At 74.3% G+C, this 14,340-nt stretch carries 16 protein-coding genes; 9 read left to right on the top strand and 7 right to left on the bottom strand.

Going from position 1 to position 14,340, the window contains the following annotated elements:
- Positions 1 to 47 precede the first annotated feature (47 nt).
- Complete coding sequence (locus tag GGQ55_RS25645) at positions 48 to 1,019, bottom strand: quinone oxidoreductase family protein (RefSeq protein WP_179721709.1); 972 nt, start codon at positions 1,017 to 1,019, stop codon at positions 48 to 50.
- Positions 1,020 to 1,070: 51 nt separating this feature from the next.
- Between GGQ55_RS25645 and GGQ55_RS25640 the strand changes: the two genes are divergently transcribed.
- A complete protein-coding gene (locus tag GGQ55_RS25640) occupies positions 1,071 to 1,964 on the top strand; it encodes an NAD(P)H-binding protein (RefSeq protein ID WP_179721708.1) in 894 nt (297 codons plus the stop codon).
- On the top strand, positions 1,961 to 2,677 hold the full coding sequence (locus GGQ55_RS25635; RefSeq protein WP_179721707.1) for a CPBP family intramembrane glutamic endopeptidase: 717 nt from the start codon (positions 1,961 to 1,963) through the stop codon (positions 2,675 to 2,677). The genes GGQ55_RS25640 and GGQ55_RS25635 overlap by 4 nt, the downstream gene beginning before the upstream one ends.
- On the opposite strand, the gene GGQ55_RS25630 is transcribed toward GGQ55_RS25635, so the two are convergent.
- On the bottom strand, positions 2,626 to 3,468 hold the full coding sequence (locus GGQ55_RS25630) for a YhjD/YihY/BrkB family envelope integrity protein (RefSeq protein ID WP_179721705.1): 843 nt from the start codon (positions 3,466 to 3,468) through the stop codon (positions 2,626 to 2,628). The two genes, GGQ55_RS25635 and GGQ55_RS25630, sit on opposite strands and share 52 nt — an antisense overlap.
- A gap of 70 nt (positions 3,469 to 3,538) precedes the next feature.
- Here GGQ55_RS25630 and GGQ55_RS25625 point away from each other — a divergent pair, with 70 nt between their 5' ends.
- On the top strand, positions 3,539 to 4,423 hold the full coding sequence (locus GGQ55_RS25625; protein ID WP_179721703.1) for a DNA-3-methyladenine glycosylase family protein: 885 nt from the start codon (positions 3,539 to 3,541) through the stop codon (positions 4,421 to 4,423).
- Positions 4,424 to 4,437: 14 nt separating this feature from the next.
- On the opposite strand, the gene GGQ55_RS25620 is transcribed toward GGQ55_RS25625, so the two are convergent.
- The gene (locus GGQ55_RS25620; protein ID WP_179721701.1) at positions 4,438 to 5,205 is read right to left on the bottom strand and encodes an NAD(P)-dependent oxidoreductase; all 768 of its coding nucleotides are present in this window, start codon (positions 5,203 to 5,205) and stop codon (positions 4,438 to 4,440) included.
- Between the two features lie 86 nt (positions 5,206 to 5,291).
- Here GGQ55_RS25620 and fabG point away from each other — a divergent pair, with 86 nt between their 5' ends.
- The 3 genes from fabG to GGQ55_RS25605 are packed head-to-tail and all read left to right on the top strand — an operon-like array spanning position 5,292 to position 7,886.
- Complete coding sequence (fabG, locus tag GGQ55_RS25615; protein ID WP_179721699.1) at positions 5,292 to 5,996, top strand: 3-oxoacyl-ACP reductase FabG; 705 nt, start codon at positions 5,292 to 5,294, stop codon at positions 5,994 to 5,996.
- Positions 5,997 to 6,001: 5 nt separating this feature from the next.
- The gene (gene fabI / locus GGQ55_RS25610) at positions 6,002 to 6,778 is read left to right on the top strand and encodes an enoyl-ACP reductase FabI (protein ID WP_179721697.1); all 777 of its coding nucleotides are present in this window, start codon (positions 6,002 to 6,004) and stop codon (positions 6,776 to 6,778) included.
- Positions 6,762 to 7,886, top strand: coding sequence for a ferrochelatase (locus GGQ55_RS25605; protein ID WP_179721695.1), 1,125 nt, complete (start codon positions 6,762 to 6,764; stop codon positions 7,884 to 7,886). The genes fabI and GGQ55_RS25605 overlap by 17 nt, the downstream gene beginning before the upstream one ends.
- A 10-nt stretch (positions 7,887 to 7,896) precedes the next feature.
- Here the strand turns inward: GGQ55_RS25605 and GGQ55_RS25600 are convergent, their stop codons facing one another.
- Together GGQ55_RS25600 and GGQ55_RS25595 are read right to left on the bottom strand one after the other, a co-directional pair.
- On the bottom strand, positions 7,897 to 8,526 hold the full coding sequence (locus GGQ55_RS25600) for a hemerythrin domain-containing protein (RefSeq protein ID WP_179721693.1): 630 nt from the start codon (positions 8,524 to 8,526) through the stop codon (positions 7,897 to 7,899).
- Positions 8,527 to 8,569: 43 nt separating this feature from the next.
- Complete coding sequence (locus GGQ55_RS25595) at positions 8,570 to 9,301, bottom strand: Rv1486c family protein (protein WP_179721691.1); 732 nt, start codon at positions 9,299 to 9,301, stop codon at positions 8,570 to 8,572.
- Positions 9,302 to 9,370: 69 nt separating this feature from the next.
- Here GGQ55_RS25595 and GGQ55_RS25590 point away from each other — a divergent pair, with 69 nt between their 5' ends.
- The 3 genes from GGQ55_RS25590 (at position 9,371) to GGQ55_RS25580 (ending at position 12,482) form a co-directional block, all read left to right on the top strand.
- Positions 9,371 to 9,808 (top strand): NfeD family protein, encoded by a 438-nt coding sequence (locus tag GGQ55_RS25590; protein WP_179721689.1) that lies wholly within the window; start codon positions 9,371 to 9,373, stop codon positions 9,806 to 9,808.
- Between the two features lie 77 nt (positions 9,809 to 9,885).
- A complete protein-coding gene (locus GGQ55_RS25585; RefSeq protein ID WP_179721687.1) occupies positions 9,886 to 11,058 on the top strand; it encodes an SPFH domain-containing protein in 1,173 nt (390 codons plus the stop codon).
- 188 nt (positions 11,059 to 11,246) lie between these two features.
- Complete coding sequence (locus GGQ55_RS25580) at positions 11,247 to 12,482, top strand: IS110 family RNA-guided transposase (protein WP_179714810.1); 1,236 nt, start codon at positions 11,247 to 11,249, stop codon at positions 12,480 to 12,482.
- Between the two features lie 228 nt (positions 12,483 to 12,710).
- On the opposite strand, the gene GGQ55_RS25575 is transcribed toward GGQ55_RS25580, so the two are convergent.
- Positions 12,711 to 13,625, bottom strand: a complete 915-nt coding sequence (locus GGQ55_RS25575) for an RNA polymerase sigma factor SigF (RefSeq protein ID WP_246323872.1) — start codon at positions 13,623 to 13,625, stop codon at positions 12,711 to 12,713.
- A 41-nt stretch (positions 13,626 to 13,666) separates the two neighbouring features.
- Complete coding sequence (locus GGQ55_RS25570) at positions 13,667 to 14,209, bottom strand: ATP-binding protein (RefSeq protein ID WP_366490253.1); 543 nt, start codon at positions 14,207 to 14,209, stop codon at positions 13,667 to 13,669.
- Positions 14,210 to 14,340: the final 131 nt, after the last annotated feature.

The raw sequence follows: 14,340 nt of genomic DNA, 5'->3' as shown, positions 1-14,340 counted from the left end.
TTCATCGCGACAAAGCACGCGTGCTTTGTCGCGATAAAGCGCGCTGTCTACCGGGACGGGTCGAGGACGAGCTTGCCGGTGGTGCGGCGGGAGAGCAGGTCCTGGTGCGCCTCGCGGACGGCGGAGAGCGGGTAGCGGCCGCCGCCGACCGGCTTGAGCACGCCCTCGGCGACCATCGGCAGCAGCTCGTTCATCGCCGCGTCCATCATCTCGGGCCGGGCCATGCAGTGGGCGAGCCAGAAGCCGATGACGGCGCGGCTGGTGCCCATGAGCGAAGTCGGGTTGACCGGCTTCGGCGGCACCCGGCCGGCCATGCCGTAGGCGACGATCCGGCCGAAGGGGGCCAGCGCCGACAGCGATCCGTCGAACACGTGCCCGCCGGTCATCTCCAGGACGACGTCGACCCGGTGCCCGTCGTTGGCCTCGCGCAGCGCGGCGGTGAAGGTCTTCGGGTCGTCGTCGGCGAGGGCCGGGTCGACGCTGGCGTCGGCGCCGAGCTCCTCGGTGAGCGCGCGCTTCTCGGGGCTGGACGCCGTCGCGATCACCCGGCCGGCGCCCCAGTGCTTGGCCAGCTGGATCGCCAGCGACCCGACCCCGCCGGCACCGGCGATGACGACGACCGACTCGCCGGGCTGCATGTGGGTCGAGGTGCGCAGCATGTGCCAGGCGGTCGCGCCCTGGATGACGAGGGCGAGCGCCTGCTCGTCGCTGACGCCGTCGGGGACCTCCCAGGTGAACCGCGACGGGGCGACGACCTTCTCGGCGTAGCCGCCCGCCGGGGCGAGGCCGACCACGCGGGGACCGCCCCCGGCCGGCGTGCCGACGAACTCGGTGCCCGGGATGAGCGGCAGCTGCTGCTGGGCGAGGTAGCTGTTCTCGGTCTGGTGGGTGTCGGCGTAGTTGATGCCGGCGGCCGACACCTCGTACAGCTGCTCGCCGTCCCCGGGGACGGGATCGGGCAGGTCGACGACGTCGAGGACCTCGGGACCGCCGAAGCGGGTGATCTGCACGGCTCGCATGCAGGGAGGCTACGGTCGCGCGCCGGCGGCGGATCGGCGAGGCTCGACCGCGTGCGGGTTCTGGTGACCGGGGCGTCCGGGTTCGTCGGCCGCCGGCTGGTGCCCGCGCTGGTCGCCGAGGGGCACGACGTCCGGGCGATGACCCGGCGTCCCGAGAAGTACCAGGGCGAGGGGACGCCGGTCGCCGGCGACGTCGGCGATGTCGGCTCACTGCGGCGGGCGCTGGAGGGCGTGGAGGCCGCCTACTACCTCGTCCACTCCCTCGGCGACGCCGACTTCGAGAGCAAGGACGCGCAGGGCGCGCGGTCGTTCGCCCAGGCGGCGGCCGACGCCGGCGTCCGGCGGATCGTGTACCTGGGCGGCCTGGGGGAGGACGGCGAGGGGCTCTCCCGGCACCTGCGCAGCCGCCGCCAGGTCGAGCAGCTGCTCGGCGCGACCGGGGTCCCGGTCACGGTGCTGCGGGCCGGGATCGTCGTCGGGCACGGCGGGGTGTCCTGGGAGCTCACCCGCCAGCTGGTCGCCCACCTGCCGGTCATGGTCACCCCGCGCTGGGTGCACACCCGGACCCAGCCGATCGCGGTGGCGGACGTCGTCCGCTACCTGGTCGGCGTCCTCGAGGCGCCCGAGGCCGAGGGCCGGGTGTTCGAGGTGGGCGGTCCCGAGGTGCTCACGTACGCGCAGATGCTCACGCGGCTGGCCGACATCCAGAACCGCCACCTCGCCGTCCTGCCCGTGCCCCTGCTCAGCCCCCGGTTGTCCTCGCGGTGGCTGGCGCTGGTCACCTCCGTCGACGTCGCCACCGGCAAGAACCTGGTCGACTCGATGACGAACGAGGTGGTGGTCACCGACGCGGCGATCCGCGACGTCGTCCCCTTCGAGCCGATGGACTACGACGAGATGGCGCTGCGGGCGCTGATCGAACGGGCGCGGGAGCGCCGCCGGTGACCCGCTGGCTGCCTCGCTCGCTCGTGGACAAGGTGCCCCGGGACCACCGGGAGAGCGACGCCGCCTTCCGGCGCCGGCGCCGGGTGACGGCGGCGACCGCGGTGACCGGAGCCGGGCTGCTCGGGCTCTCGCTCGCGCAGCCCCCGGACTCCCGGCGCTTCTACGGGCTGACGCTCGCCGTCGCGGCCACGTGGACGACGGGAGGCCTGGCCGCCGGACCGCTGCACGCCGGGTGGACGTTCGGCCCGCGGGGCACGGTCCGCCGCCCGTGGCTGAGCCCGGTGGTCACCGGCGCCGGGGCGTTCGGCGCGTTCTACGCCGCGGCGCTGGTCGCCCGCCGGGTCCCGCCGCTGGACCGCGCGCTGGTCTCGGTGCTCCGCTACGCCCGGCAGGGTTCCACCCCGCTGGTCCTGACGACGGCGCTGGCGAACGGCGTGGCCGAGGAGGTCTTCTTCCGCGGTGCCCTCTACGCCGCGGTCGCCGACCGGCCGGTGCTGACGACCACCGCCGTCTACGGCCTGGCGACGACGGCGACCCGCAACCCGGCCCTCGTCCTCGCCAGCCTCGTGATGGGGCCGCTGCTGGGGCTGCAGCGCCGCTCGAGCGGCGGCATCCAGGCCCCGGTGCTGACCCACCTGACCTGGTCGGCGCTCATGCTGCGCTACCTGCCGCCCCTGTTCGCCGACCGGGACAGGCGTTCGTCGAGCGCCTGAGTGAGCAGCCATCCGACCAGCAGCACCAGGTGCAGGAGGAACAGCCACAGCCCGACCGCGACGACGCTGCCGACCGCGGTGAACCCGCCGAACGGGGCGCCGAGGTGCAACGGCAGCGCGAGGAACAGCACGAACCCCTGCAGGAAGCCGGACAGGCAGGCGGCCGTGAAGAACACCCCCGCCAGCAGGGCCGGCCAGCCGACCCGGGCCCCGGCGACCACGCGGAAACCCCAGGCCAGCGGCACCATGAGGACGCCGAGCACGGAGTAGAACCCGAGGGCGATCCGGCCGATGGTCGCCGCCGTGCCGCCGGTCTCGGCGAGCTCGGCCATCCGACCGGCGGCCAGGAGCAGCAGGTAGAGCAGCAGCGGGGTCAGCGCCAGCAGGGGCAGCGCGAGCAGCCGCCCGCGCCAGGAGGTCAGCGACTCCCGCCGGTCGCCGAACCGCAGCAGCGCCCGGCGCAGGCCCTCGCCGTAGAGCGACATCGGCAGCAGCGCGAGCAGCCCACCCCAGACGTCGAGCGAGATGCCGGCGGCGATCAGCCGGCCCACCGCCGCGGGCGCCCCGAGCTGGTCGGGCAGCAGCTCGACGAGCCGCCCGCCGAGCTCGCGGACCGTCTCCGGCGAGGTCAGCCGGGCGGTCAGCGCGAAGGTCACCACCAGCAGGGGGACGACGGCGATACCCGCGTAGAACGTCAGCCCGGCCGCGATGAGCGCGAGGTCGCGACCCGCCAGCCGCCGGCGGGCGGAGCCGATCAGCCCGGCTGCCTCCGTCCGCCACCGCCGGGTCACCCCGCCATGTCACCAGGTCGGGCGGTGATCCGCGCCCGGAATCGTCGGACCCGGGTGCTTCGCTCCGGTCGTGAGCGAGCGCATCGTCCCGTCGGGGCCGTTCCGGCTGCGGGCCTCGGCGGAGTTCGGCTTCGGGCAACGGCACGCCGCCCGGTTCGACGGGGTCATGCGGATGGCGTTCGCTCTGGACGGCACGTTCGAGCCCGTCGCCGTCGCGGTGCGCCAGGCGGAGGACGACGGTCCGGTCGAGGTCGAGGTGCTCGGATCCGCCGACGTCGATCGGGTCGTCGCGCAGACCGCGCGGGTGCTGAGCCTCGACCACGACGCGGCGAGCTACCCCGAGGTCGGGCAGCGGGATCCGGTCGTCGGGAAGCTCATGGAGCTGCGCCCGGGGCTCCGCCCGCCGTTGTTCCACTCGCCCTACGAGGCGGCGGCGTGGGCGGTGCTGTCGGCCCGGCAACCGGCGCTGCAGATGGCGACGGTGCGCGACCGGCTCGCCGCAGAGCACGGTCGGGTCTTCCGGATCGCCGGCCAGGAGCTCCCCGCGTTCCCGTCGCCGGAGGCGCTGCTGGCGGTCGACCGGGTTCCGGGGCTGCCGGAGCTCAAGGTCCAGCGCCTGCACGCCGTCGCCCGCGCGGCGTCGGACGGGCTCCTGGACGTCGACCGGCTGCGGGCTCTCCGGCCGGAGGAGGCGCACGCCCAGGTGCTGACGCTGCCGGGTATCGGCCCGTTCTACGCGGCGCTGGTCGTGCTGCGCGCCGTGGGCTTCGCCGACGTCCCGGTGACCGAGGAGCCCCGGGCCCTGGAGCTGATGGGCCGGCTCTACGGTCTCGGCCGGCCCGCCACGGCAGATGACGTCGGGCGGCTCTCGGAGCCGTGGCGGCCGTGGCGCACCTGGACCGCGGTCCTCGTCCGGGCGGCCGGTCCGCTGCTGGGAACGCCCGAGGAGAGGTAGCCGGGGCGCGGCGGTCAGCCGTCGGCCGGGCGCGGCCAGCGGGCGAACTGCTCGGCGGCGGCCTCGGCGAAGCCGGCCGGTTCGCCGGCGGCGGCGAAGGTGCGCGCGATCTGGCGCATCTCCTCCTCCCACCGCCACCCCTTGTCCCGGGCCGCCGCGACCGCACCGGCGTGGCGCGCGGCCAGGTCGGGCTGCGAGCGCGCCCACTCCGCGACCAGCGCGTCCTCCACGCCGAGCTGGCGGGCGGCGCCGCGGAGGCTGACCAGCAGCGCGGCGGTGGTCTTGGTCCAGGCCGCGTAAGTCATCTTCAGCGCGGACGCGGCGGTATCGCCGTGCAGGACGACGGGCTCGAGCCGGCTGCCGGCGAACACCTCGGCGACCTGCGCCGCGCCCGAGCCGGAGAGGAACAGCCGCGTGGAGCCGGCCTCCGCCGGGGGCGGCCCCACGATGCCGCCGTCGACGTAGGTCGCGCCACCGACCTGCACCACGGCGGCGACCTCGCGCGCGGTCTCGGGGCTGACGGCGTTCGCGTCGACGTAGAGCCCGGAGAAGCCGGCCACGGAGCGGGCGGTGTCGACCGCGGCCGCGGGCGGGCACACGGACAGCACCAGGTCGCGGTCGTCCACGCCGGTCAGGGCGACGAGCCCGGCCTCCTCGGCGCGACGGCGGGTGCCCGGGCCGCGGCCCTCGGGCAGCCAGCCCACGTCGTGCCCTGCCTCGACCAGCGCGCGGCCGACGGCGGCGCCCATCTGGCCGGGGTGGAGGATCGCGATCCGCGTCATGCCGGCATCTCACCTCGGACGGGTGTGACCTGCGACCACCGGATAGGTTGCGTGCGGGAAGGCAGCCTGGCGCAGGGGAGTGGCACGTGGGCAGGTCGGTGCTGGTGACCGGGGGCAACCGCGGGATCGGGCTGGCGATCGCCCGGTCGTTCGCCGAGCAGGGCGACTCGGTCGCCGTGACGCACCGCGGCAGCGGTGCACCGGAGGGGATGTTCGGCGTCGAGTGCGACGTCACCGACGCGGCGGCGATCGACCGCGCGTTCGCCGAGGTCGAGGAGCACCAGGGCCCGGTCGAGGTGCTGATCAGCAACGCCGGCATCACCCGCGACGGGCTGCTCATGCGGATGAAGGAAGAGGACTTCGCCGACGTCCTCGACGCGAACCTGACCGCGGCCTACCGGGTGAGCAAGCGGGCCGCCGCGCGCATGGTGCGCAACCGCTGGGGGCGGCTGATCTACATCTCCTCGGTCGTCGGCCTGCTCGGCTCCGCCGGTCAGACCAACTACGCGGCGAGCAAGGCCGGCCTGGTCGGCCTGGCCCGCTCGATCGCCCGCGAGCTCGGCAGCCGCAGCATCACCGCGAACGTCGTGGCCCCCGGGTTCGTCGCCACGGACATGACGGCGGAGCTGCCGGAGGCGCGGCAGAAGGAGATCCTGGGGCAGGTCCCGCTCGGCCGTTACGCCGACGCGGACGAGATCGCCGGCGTCGTGCGCTTCCTGGCCAGCGATGCGGCGGGCTACATCACCGGGGCGGTCGTCCCGGTCGACGGCGGACTGGGGATGGGGCACTGATCGGCATGGCTGATGGAATTCTGGCGGGCAAGAAGGTCCTCGTCACCGGCGTGCTGACCGAGGCCTCGATCGCGTTCGCGACGGCCCGGCTGGCGCAGGAGCAGGGCGCCACCGTCGTCCTGTCCAACTTCGGCCGCGCCCTGTCGCTGTGCCAGCGGATCGCCAAGCGGCTGCCGCAGGAGGCGCCAGTCGTGGAGCTCGACGTGACGAACACCGAGCACCTCGCCACGCTGGCCGACCGGCTGCGCGAACACGTCGGCGACCAGCTCGACGGCGTCGTCCACTCCATCGGCTTCGCGCCGCAGGAGGCGATGGGCGAGGGCTTCACCGAGGTCGCCTGGGAGCACGCGGCCACCGCCTTCCACGTCTCGACCTGGTCCTACGCGTCGCTGACCCAGGCCTGCCGCCCGCTGTTCGGCTCGTCGGCCTCGGTGGTCGGGCTGACCTTCGACGCCACGGTGGCCTGGCCGGTGTACGGCTGGATGGGCGCGGCCAAGGCGGCGCTGGAGTCGACGTCGCGCTACCTCGCCCGGGAGCTCGGGCCGGAGGGTGTGCGGGTCAACCTGGTCGCGGCCGGCCCGCTGCGCAGCATGGCGATGAAGTCGATCCCGGGCAGCGTCCAGTTCGAGGAGGCCTGGGAGGGCCGCGCGCCGCTGGGCTGGTCGGTCACCGACACCGAGCCGGCCGGCAAGGCGGTCGTCGCCCTGCTGTCGGACTGGTTCCCGGCGACCACCGGCGAGATCGTGCACGTGGACGGCGGGTTCCATGCCGTTGGCGTCTGACGTCGACATCTACGCAGTTCAGCGGCCCGACGAGGACCCGTCGCTCGCCGTCCGCAACAACGGGGGAACCGCACCGTCCGCCCGGCCCGCCCCGGCCGGACGGCGGGAGGCGCTGCTGGTGCTGTCCTTCGGCGGACCGGAGGGGCACGAGGACGTGATGCCGTTCCTCGAGAACGTCACCCGTGGCCGCGGCATCCCGCGCGAGCGGCTGGAGGCGGTGGCCGAGCACTACCACCACTTCGGCGGCGTGAGCCCGATCAACGACCAGAACAAGGCGCTGATCGCCGCGGTCGAGGCCGATCTCGCGGCGCACGGCGTCGACCTGCCGGTGTACTGGGGCAACCGCAACTGGGCGCCCTACGTCGAGGACACCTGGCGGAAGATGGCCGACGACGGCATCGAGCACGTCTACGTCTTCGCCACCTCGGCCTACGCGTCCTTCTCCGGCTGCCGGCAGTACCACGAGGACATCGCCCGCGCCCGGGCCGCGCTTGGGGGCGGTCCGACGGCGGAGAAGCTGCCGCACTACTTCGACCGCCCGGGGTTCCTGCAGGCCAACGCCGAGGCACTGGCGGTCGCGCTGGCCTCGCTGCCGGCCGACGTCCGCGACACCGCCCGGCTCGTGGCGACCGCGCACAGCATCCCGGACGCGATGGCCGCCGTCGCCGGACCGCAGGGGCACGCCTACGAAGGCGAGCTGATGGCGGCGGCTCAGGCCGTGGTCGACGCCGCCGCACCGGGCCGGCCGTTCGACCTGGTCTGGCAGAGCCGCAGCGGTCCGCCGTCCGTGCCGTGGCTCGAGCCGGACGTCAACGACCACCTGAAGACGCTGGCGGCGGCAGGGGAGACGGCGGTCGTCGTCTTCCCGGTCGGGTTCGTCAGCGACCACCTCGAGGTGATCTGGGACCTCGACAACGAGGCCGAGCAGACCGCGCGCGACCTCGGGCTGGCCTTCGCCCGCGCCGCGACCGCGGGCACCCACCCGGCGTTCGTGGCCACGGTGCGCGAGCTGCTCGAGGAGCGCCGGGCCGGCGCCGAGGCCCGGCTGGGCACCGACTGCCCGGCGAGCTGCTGCTTCGTCCAGCGCCCGGCCCGCCCCGCGGCCTGAGCACTGACGGTCAGCGCCAGACGGGGGCGATCTCCTTCGTGTAGCGGCGGCCCAGGGCGCGGCTGAGCACGAACGTGAGCGGCGCCGGGACCGTGGCCTTCAGCGCCGCGCGGTCCTCGTCGCTGATGCCGTCGGTGAGCCAGGCGAAGAACGAGCCGGCGTCGCCGGGGGAGCGGTGGCGCAGCTGGTCGGTGACGGCCTTCCACTCCGGCGTCCCCTCGTGCGAGCGCAGCAGCGGCTCGAGCTCCTTCTCCTCGTGGTCGAAGTGGGCCTCCACCACGGTCCGCGTCCCCTCGACGCTCTCCCGGGCGGCCGCGGCGTCGTCGGCCGAGCCGCTCTGCGCCAGCCGGCTCAGCGCGGTCGCCGTCCCGGCCAGGGCCGCCGACATCGCGCCGTGCTCGGCCTCCATCTCGGCGAGCAGCCCTGCCTCGACCCCGGTGCGGGCGAGGAAGGGCCACACGTGTTCGTCCTCGCCCTCGTGGTGGTGGGTGAGCTCCCGCCGGAGGTTGGCGAAGGCCCGCTCCAGCCGCTGCGCCCGCGCGCGGTCGCCGTCCGGCCACGGGTCCAGGGCCGCGGCCAGGCGAGCCAGGTCCCGGCGCACCGCGTGGTGGATCAGGCCGTTCATCGTCGGCGCTGTCATGCCGGCCGACCGTAGCGGCGGTCGGCGCCGGGCAGACGCCCGATCAGCGCGGGACGGCGTTGTAGGCGGTGACCGTCGCCTCGCGGACGGCCTGCGCCAGCGGGCGGAGGGCGTCGTCGCGCGCCGCGGCCTGGGCGTGCGTGACGGCGGCACCCGGCGCGTCGGCCATCGCGAGGTCGAGCACCTGCGCCAGCCGCTGCGCGCGGGCCAGCACCGCCAGCGCGACCGGGTCGTGGTCGGGTGGCAGCCCGGTCAGCCGCGACGGCTTGGCCAGGCCGGCGAGCAGCGCCGGCACCTCGGGGTGCCAGCGGGCCAGGTCGAGGTCGGCGAGCGCACGGGCGGCGTCGCGGATCGCCAGGTCCAGCGCCCCGGCGGCCGCGCGCAGGTTGCCCTCCGGCGCCGGCGGTGGCGGGTCGGCCAGCGGGAACACCGTCCACGCGATCGCTTCGGGGCCGATCTCCTCGGGCACCAGCGCCAGCCTCTCGCCCACGGCCGCCTGCCCCGACTCGAGGGCGAGCGGTGCGAGCCCCGGCACCCGGGGCAGCCCGCGGACGTCGCCCGGCACCGGCAGCACGAGCCGGAAGCGCCGCTCGCCCTCCCCGCGCAGCGCGGTCAGCGCCCAGCCCAGGGGCACCGCCTCGTCGGTGCCGGGCAGGCCGGTCACCCGGTGCGCGGTCTCGCCGAGCAGGGCGTCGAGGGCCTCGTCGTAGGAGCTGCGGCCGGAGAGCCAGGCGGTCGCCCAGACCGCGAACCGGCCGGCGGGGAAGTCGCGCACCTCAGCGAGGCTACGTGGACCGCGGAGTCGTGACCCCGACGAGACCGTTCCGGTGGGAAACTCGATCACGTGGACCCGTGGCTGCTGTGGTTGATCGCCGGCGGCCTGTTCGCCGCAGGTGAGCTGGCCAGTACCGACCTCGTGCTGCTGATGTTCGCCGGCGGCGCGCTGGGCGGCATGGCCGTCGCGCTGCTCGGCGGTGCCGTCGCCCTGCAGCTGGTCGGCTTCGTCGTCGTCTCGCTCGCCCTGCTCCTGGTCGTCCGCCCGATCGCGAAGAAGCACCTGCTGGCGGGCACTCCGCAGCAGCTGGACGGCGTGGACGCCGTCGTCGGCCGCACCGCCCGGGTGACCCAGGCCGTCGACCGGCACAGCGGCCGGATCAAACTCGGCGCCGACGAGTGGACCGCCCGCAGCCAGTACGCCGGCGAGGCCTTCGCCATCGGCGACACCGTGCGCATCCTCAAGGTCGAGGGGGCCACCGCCGTCGTCGGCGACGCGATGGAGTGACAGCGCGCCCCCGGGGATGACCTGGGCGGATCACTCGTTGCAGGATCGAGGCCGTCCGTCGAGAAAGGGGGCCCACCGTGGAGCCCACCCTCATCGCGCTGCTGGTGGTCGCCGTCCTGGTGATCATCGTCGTCGTCAAGAGCCTGACCATCGTGCCGCAGGCCCAGGCCAAGGTGGTCGAGCGTCTCGGCCGCTACAGCCGGACCCTCTCGCCCGGCCTGAACCTGCTCGTGCCGTTCGTGGACCGCGTCCGGGCGACCATCGACCTGCGCGAGCAGGTCATCTCCTTCCCGCCGCAGCCGGTGATCACCGCCGACAACCTGCAGGTCGGCATCGACACGGTCGTCTACTTCCAGGTCACCGACCCGCGCCTGGCGGTGTACGGCATCGCGAACTACATCACCGGCATGGAGCAGCTGACGACGACGACGCTGCGCAACGTGGTCGGCGGGCTGAACCTCGAGGGCGCGCTGACCGGCCGCGACGGCATCAACAGCCAGCTGCGCGAAGTGCTCGACGGCACCACCGGCCCGTGGGGGCTGCGCGTCGCCCGCGTCGAGATCAAGGCCATCGAGCCGCCGGTGTCGATCCGCGACTCCATGGAGAAGCAGCTGCGCGCCGACCGCGACAAGCGCGCGATCATCCTGACCGCCGAGGGGCAGCGGCAGGCCGCGATCACCTCCGCCGAGGGCGAGAAGGCCGCGGCGATCCTCTCCGCCGAGGGCCGCAAGCAGGCCGCGATCCTCGAGGCCGAGGCGGAGCGGCAGAGCCGGATCCTGCGCGCCGAGGGCGAGCGGGCGGCGCTGTTCCTGCAGGCCCAGGGCCAGGCGAAGTCGATCGAGACGGTGTTCCAGGCGATCCACGACGGCCAGCCCGACCAGGCGCTGCTGGCCTACCAGTACCTGCAGACGCTGCCGCAGATCGCGCAGGGCGACGCCAACAAGATGTGGATCGTCCCGAGCGAGTTCAGCAAGGCGCTGGAGGGCCTGGCGAAGATGGGCGGGGCCGACAGCGAGAAGTCGTTCCTCGACGTCCCGGCGTCGTCCGGGAACGGGAGCGGCCGCTCCGGCGACGGCATCGACACCAGCAGCTGGTTCGAGTCGCAGCTGCCGCCGGCGGCCGCACAGCCCGAGGCCAAGATCGAGCTGCACACCATCCAGCCCGGCATCTCGACGGCGCCGTTGTCAGAGGTGGCCGAGCAGGCCCGCGAAGACGACGTCGCCAACGCCCTGCCGCCGCCCCCGCAATAACAAGTGCGGCCCTCCGGGCCGCACCGCGGCCAGGTGCCGTCCCCCGGCGGCGCTGAGCGGGTCCGTGTCCCGCGGCGGGGATCCTCCGGATCCCGCGCCGCGGCACACACTGCCTTCAGCTGATAGCCGTTGACCCCGTTCCTGCGGAAGCGTCCTGACGACGTTTCCGCGGTGGACGGGAGGTTGTCGTGGGCTTGCTGCACGAGGCGCTGCCGGCGTCGACGCTGGTGGTGGCCATCGATCCGGGGAAGGTCAGCAATCGGGTCTGGTTGAGCACCGGTGAAGTCGGCCAGGTGGTGCCGCCGCTGTCGCTGCCGGTGTTGCGTCCGGGGCTGGAGCAGCTGCACCGACTGGTCGTGGACCACGTCGGCCCCTCGGGTCCGGTGTTCGCCATCGAGGCCTCCGGCGGGCTGCATCAGGCCTGGCTGCGCGAGCTCAACCAGCGGTTTCCCGGATCGGTCCGGCTCTTCGCGCCCTCGGAGACCACCGCCGCCCGAGCACAACTGGGATCGCGGCGATTCAAGACCGATGACCGGGACTGCGCGGCGCTGACCTACCTGGCCCGCCAAGGACAGGGCCGGCCGGTGCCCGACCAGGAACAGGACGCGCTCACCGCGGCTGTTCGCCACCGCCGCGGCCTGATCGGCGAGCACAAGGTGGCCCAGCAGCGGCTGCACGATCAACTGCATGCCCTCTGCCCCGGACTGGCCGCACCCGACGGGCATGGCCGGGCGCTGCCGGCCGACAGCGTGATCGGGCAGGCGGTGCTGGACTGCGCCGCGGCCTTCGCCGGCCGACCGCCCTCGATCCGTTCGCTGCGCGCTCGAGCCCGGGGGCGCGTGCTCACCAGCGAAGCGGAGTTCTGGGTCGGGCGGTGGCGGGCCTGCCTGCCACCGCCGCCCGACGCCTCGGCACGAGCAGCGCGGTTGAGCCGGAGCGTGGCCCGCTGGCGGGCGATCGCTGCCGACATCGCCGCGGTCGACGCGGAGATCACCGCTCTGCTGGCCGAAAGCGCCGGGCAGATCCTCACCACGCTGCCCGGTGTGGCCACCAGTCGTGCAGCAGCCTTCGCCGCGTTCAGCCTGCCGATTGCCCGGTTCCCCACCGCGGAGCATCTCTACTCGGCCACCGGCCTGGCCCCGGGCAGCTACCGGTCGGCGACGATCAACCGGCGCACCCCGATCTCCCGTCAGGGGCTGCCCGAACACCGCGATGCGCTGATGAACCTCGCCTGGGGCCTGTCCCAGCACTGCGGGCCGTTCATCGACCGCGCCCACGAGCTGCGCGCCCGCGGCCTGCGCCCGATCCCGGTCCGCATCGCCCTGGCCCGCCACGCCTGCCGACTGGCCTACACCCTGCTCCAGACCCAACAACCCTTCGACGAACAGCGCTACCGTCGAGCCCGGCACCAGAGCGAGCGGTGACGGCTGTGACAGCTATGCCGCACGACGGCGCAACCTAGCTTGCCGCCCGCTCGCCCTGGGGCCGCCCACGGCGCACAAGAAAGCCTGCCGCTCGACGGCGTCTGATCAGCCTGCCGACCAGGCCCCACCGCCGGACCGATCACCGCGCTGCGCTCCCAGGCCGGACGCCCCCCGCACCCGGCCGGATGACACCTGCCCGCCCGACGGTCTTGACCTCAAGGGCGAAAGCTAGTCCTTGAGCAGGCCTTCGCGGAGCTTGGCCAGGGTCTGGGACAGCAGCCGGGAGACGTGCATCTGCGAGATGCCGATGTCGGCGGCGATCTGCGACTGCGTCATGTTGCCGAAGAACCGCAGGATGAGGATCCGGCGCTCGCGGGCGGGGATCGTGGCCAGCAGCGGCTGCAGCGACTCGCGGTACTCCACGCCCTCGAGCGCGGCGTCCTCCTCGCCCAGGGTGGCGGCGAGGGTCGGGGAGTCCTCCTCGCCGGAGAGCCGCTCGTCGAGCGAGCTCGACCGGTAGGCGTTGGCCACCGCCAGGCCCTCGAGCACCTCCTCGCGCGGGATGCCCAGGTGCTCGGCCAGCTCGGACGGCGTCGGCGCCCGGCCGTTCTTCTGCGCCAGCTCACCGACCGCCGCGTTGAGCGACAGGTGCAGCTCCTGCAGCCGCCGCGGCACGCGCACCGACCAGCCCTGGTCGCGGAAGTGCCGCTTGATCTCGCCGGTGATCGTCGGGACGGCGAAGGAGAGGAACTCCACCCCGCGGGTGGGGTCGAACCGGTCGATCGCCGCGATCAGCCCGAGCGTGCCGACCTGCAGCAGGTCGTCGAAGGGCTCGCCGCGGTTGCTGAACCGGCGGGCGAAGTGCCGCACCAGCGGCAGGTGCTCCTCGACCAGGATCTCCCGGAGCCGCTCCCGGCGCGGGTCGCCCTTCTCCAGCGTCGCCAGCTCGGCGAACAGCGGCGCGGTGCGCTCGGCCCGTCGCCGGTTGTCCGACACGGGCGGGCTGTCGGTGTCCTGCTCGGTCTCGGTGCCGCCGTCCTCGACGACGGCAGGCCGCGGCGTCGCCGCCTCGTCGTCCTGGACGTCGGCCGGCTGCTCGTTCGCAGGAATGTCGTCCTCCGCCGCTCGGGGGATCACGGACATGCCCTTGGGGAGGGTGTCCTCGTCTCCGGAGACCACCCGGCTCACTGCTGGACCGAGAGGTTCTGCCCGATCTGGGCCACGGCCTCGGGAGGTCGCTGGCCGGGCAGGTACTTGTCCATGGAGATCACCGCGACGGGCTCGGCGGTGCCGTTGCCACCGTGGACGTCGGCCTGCGTGGCCGGGCGTCCCTCCACGTTGTCGACGAGGGTCTGCAGCACCGCCCAGCCGAAGCCGTCGCGGGGGACGTCGGTGCCCTCGTCGGTCGGCACCCACGCGTCGATGTGCAGCCCGGACCGGGTGGTCTCGAAGACGACGGTCAGGCGGGCGTCGGTGGCCGCCACGAGCGCGAGCGTCGCGCAGGCCTCGTCGACGGCCAGGCGGAGGTCCTCGACGGAGTCGAGGTCGTAGTCCATGCGCATGGCCAGGTCGCCGGCCATCGCGCGCACCGCCGGCAGCTGGGTCGGCGTCGTGGGCACCCGCAGCTCCAGCCGCTCCGCGCGCCGTCCGTCCTGCGCGGGGGCACCCCTCGAGTCCGCCATCCGTCCGCCCTTCGTCGTCCCGCCGGCCGCGGGAACCCGCGGCACGGCGACCCAGTCTGCCCGATCGTCGCGGGGGACCGGCGGGCGCACGGGGGCGCGGGCTGCCGGTCGACCGCCCGAAGAGGTGGGTTACCCCCCGGGACGGGTGGGCGAAACGTGGCGCTGACCACGTCGGC

Origin of the sequence: Petropleomorpha daqingensis (genome assembly GCF_013408985.1) — a bacterium.
Taxonomy (GTDB): domain Bacteria; phylum Actinomycetota; class Actinomycetes; order Mycobacteriales; family Geodermatophilaceae; genus Petropleomorpha; species Petropleomorpha daqingensis.
The sequence above is the reverse complement of the archived record's forward strand: the minus strand, read 5'-3'. Positions and strand labels throughout refer to the sequence as shown.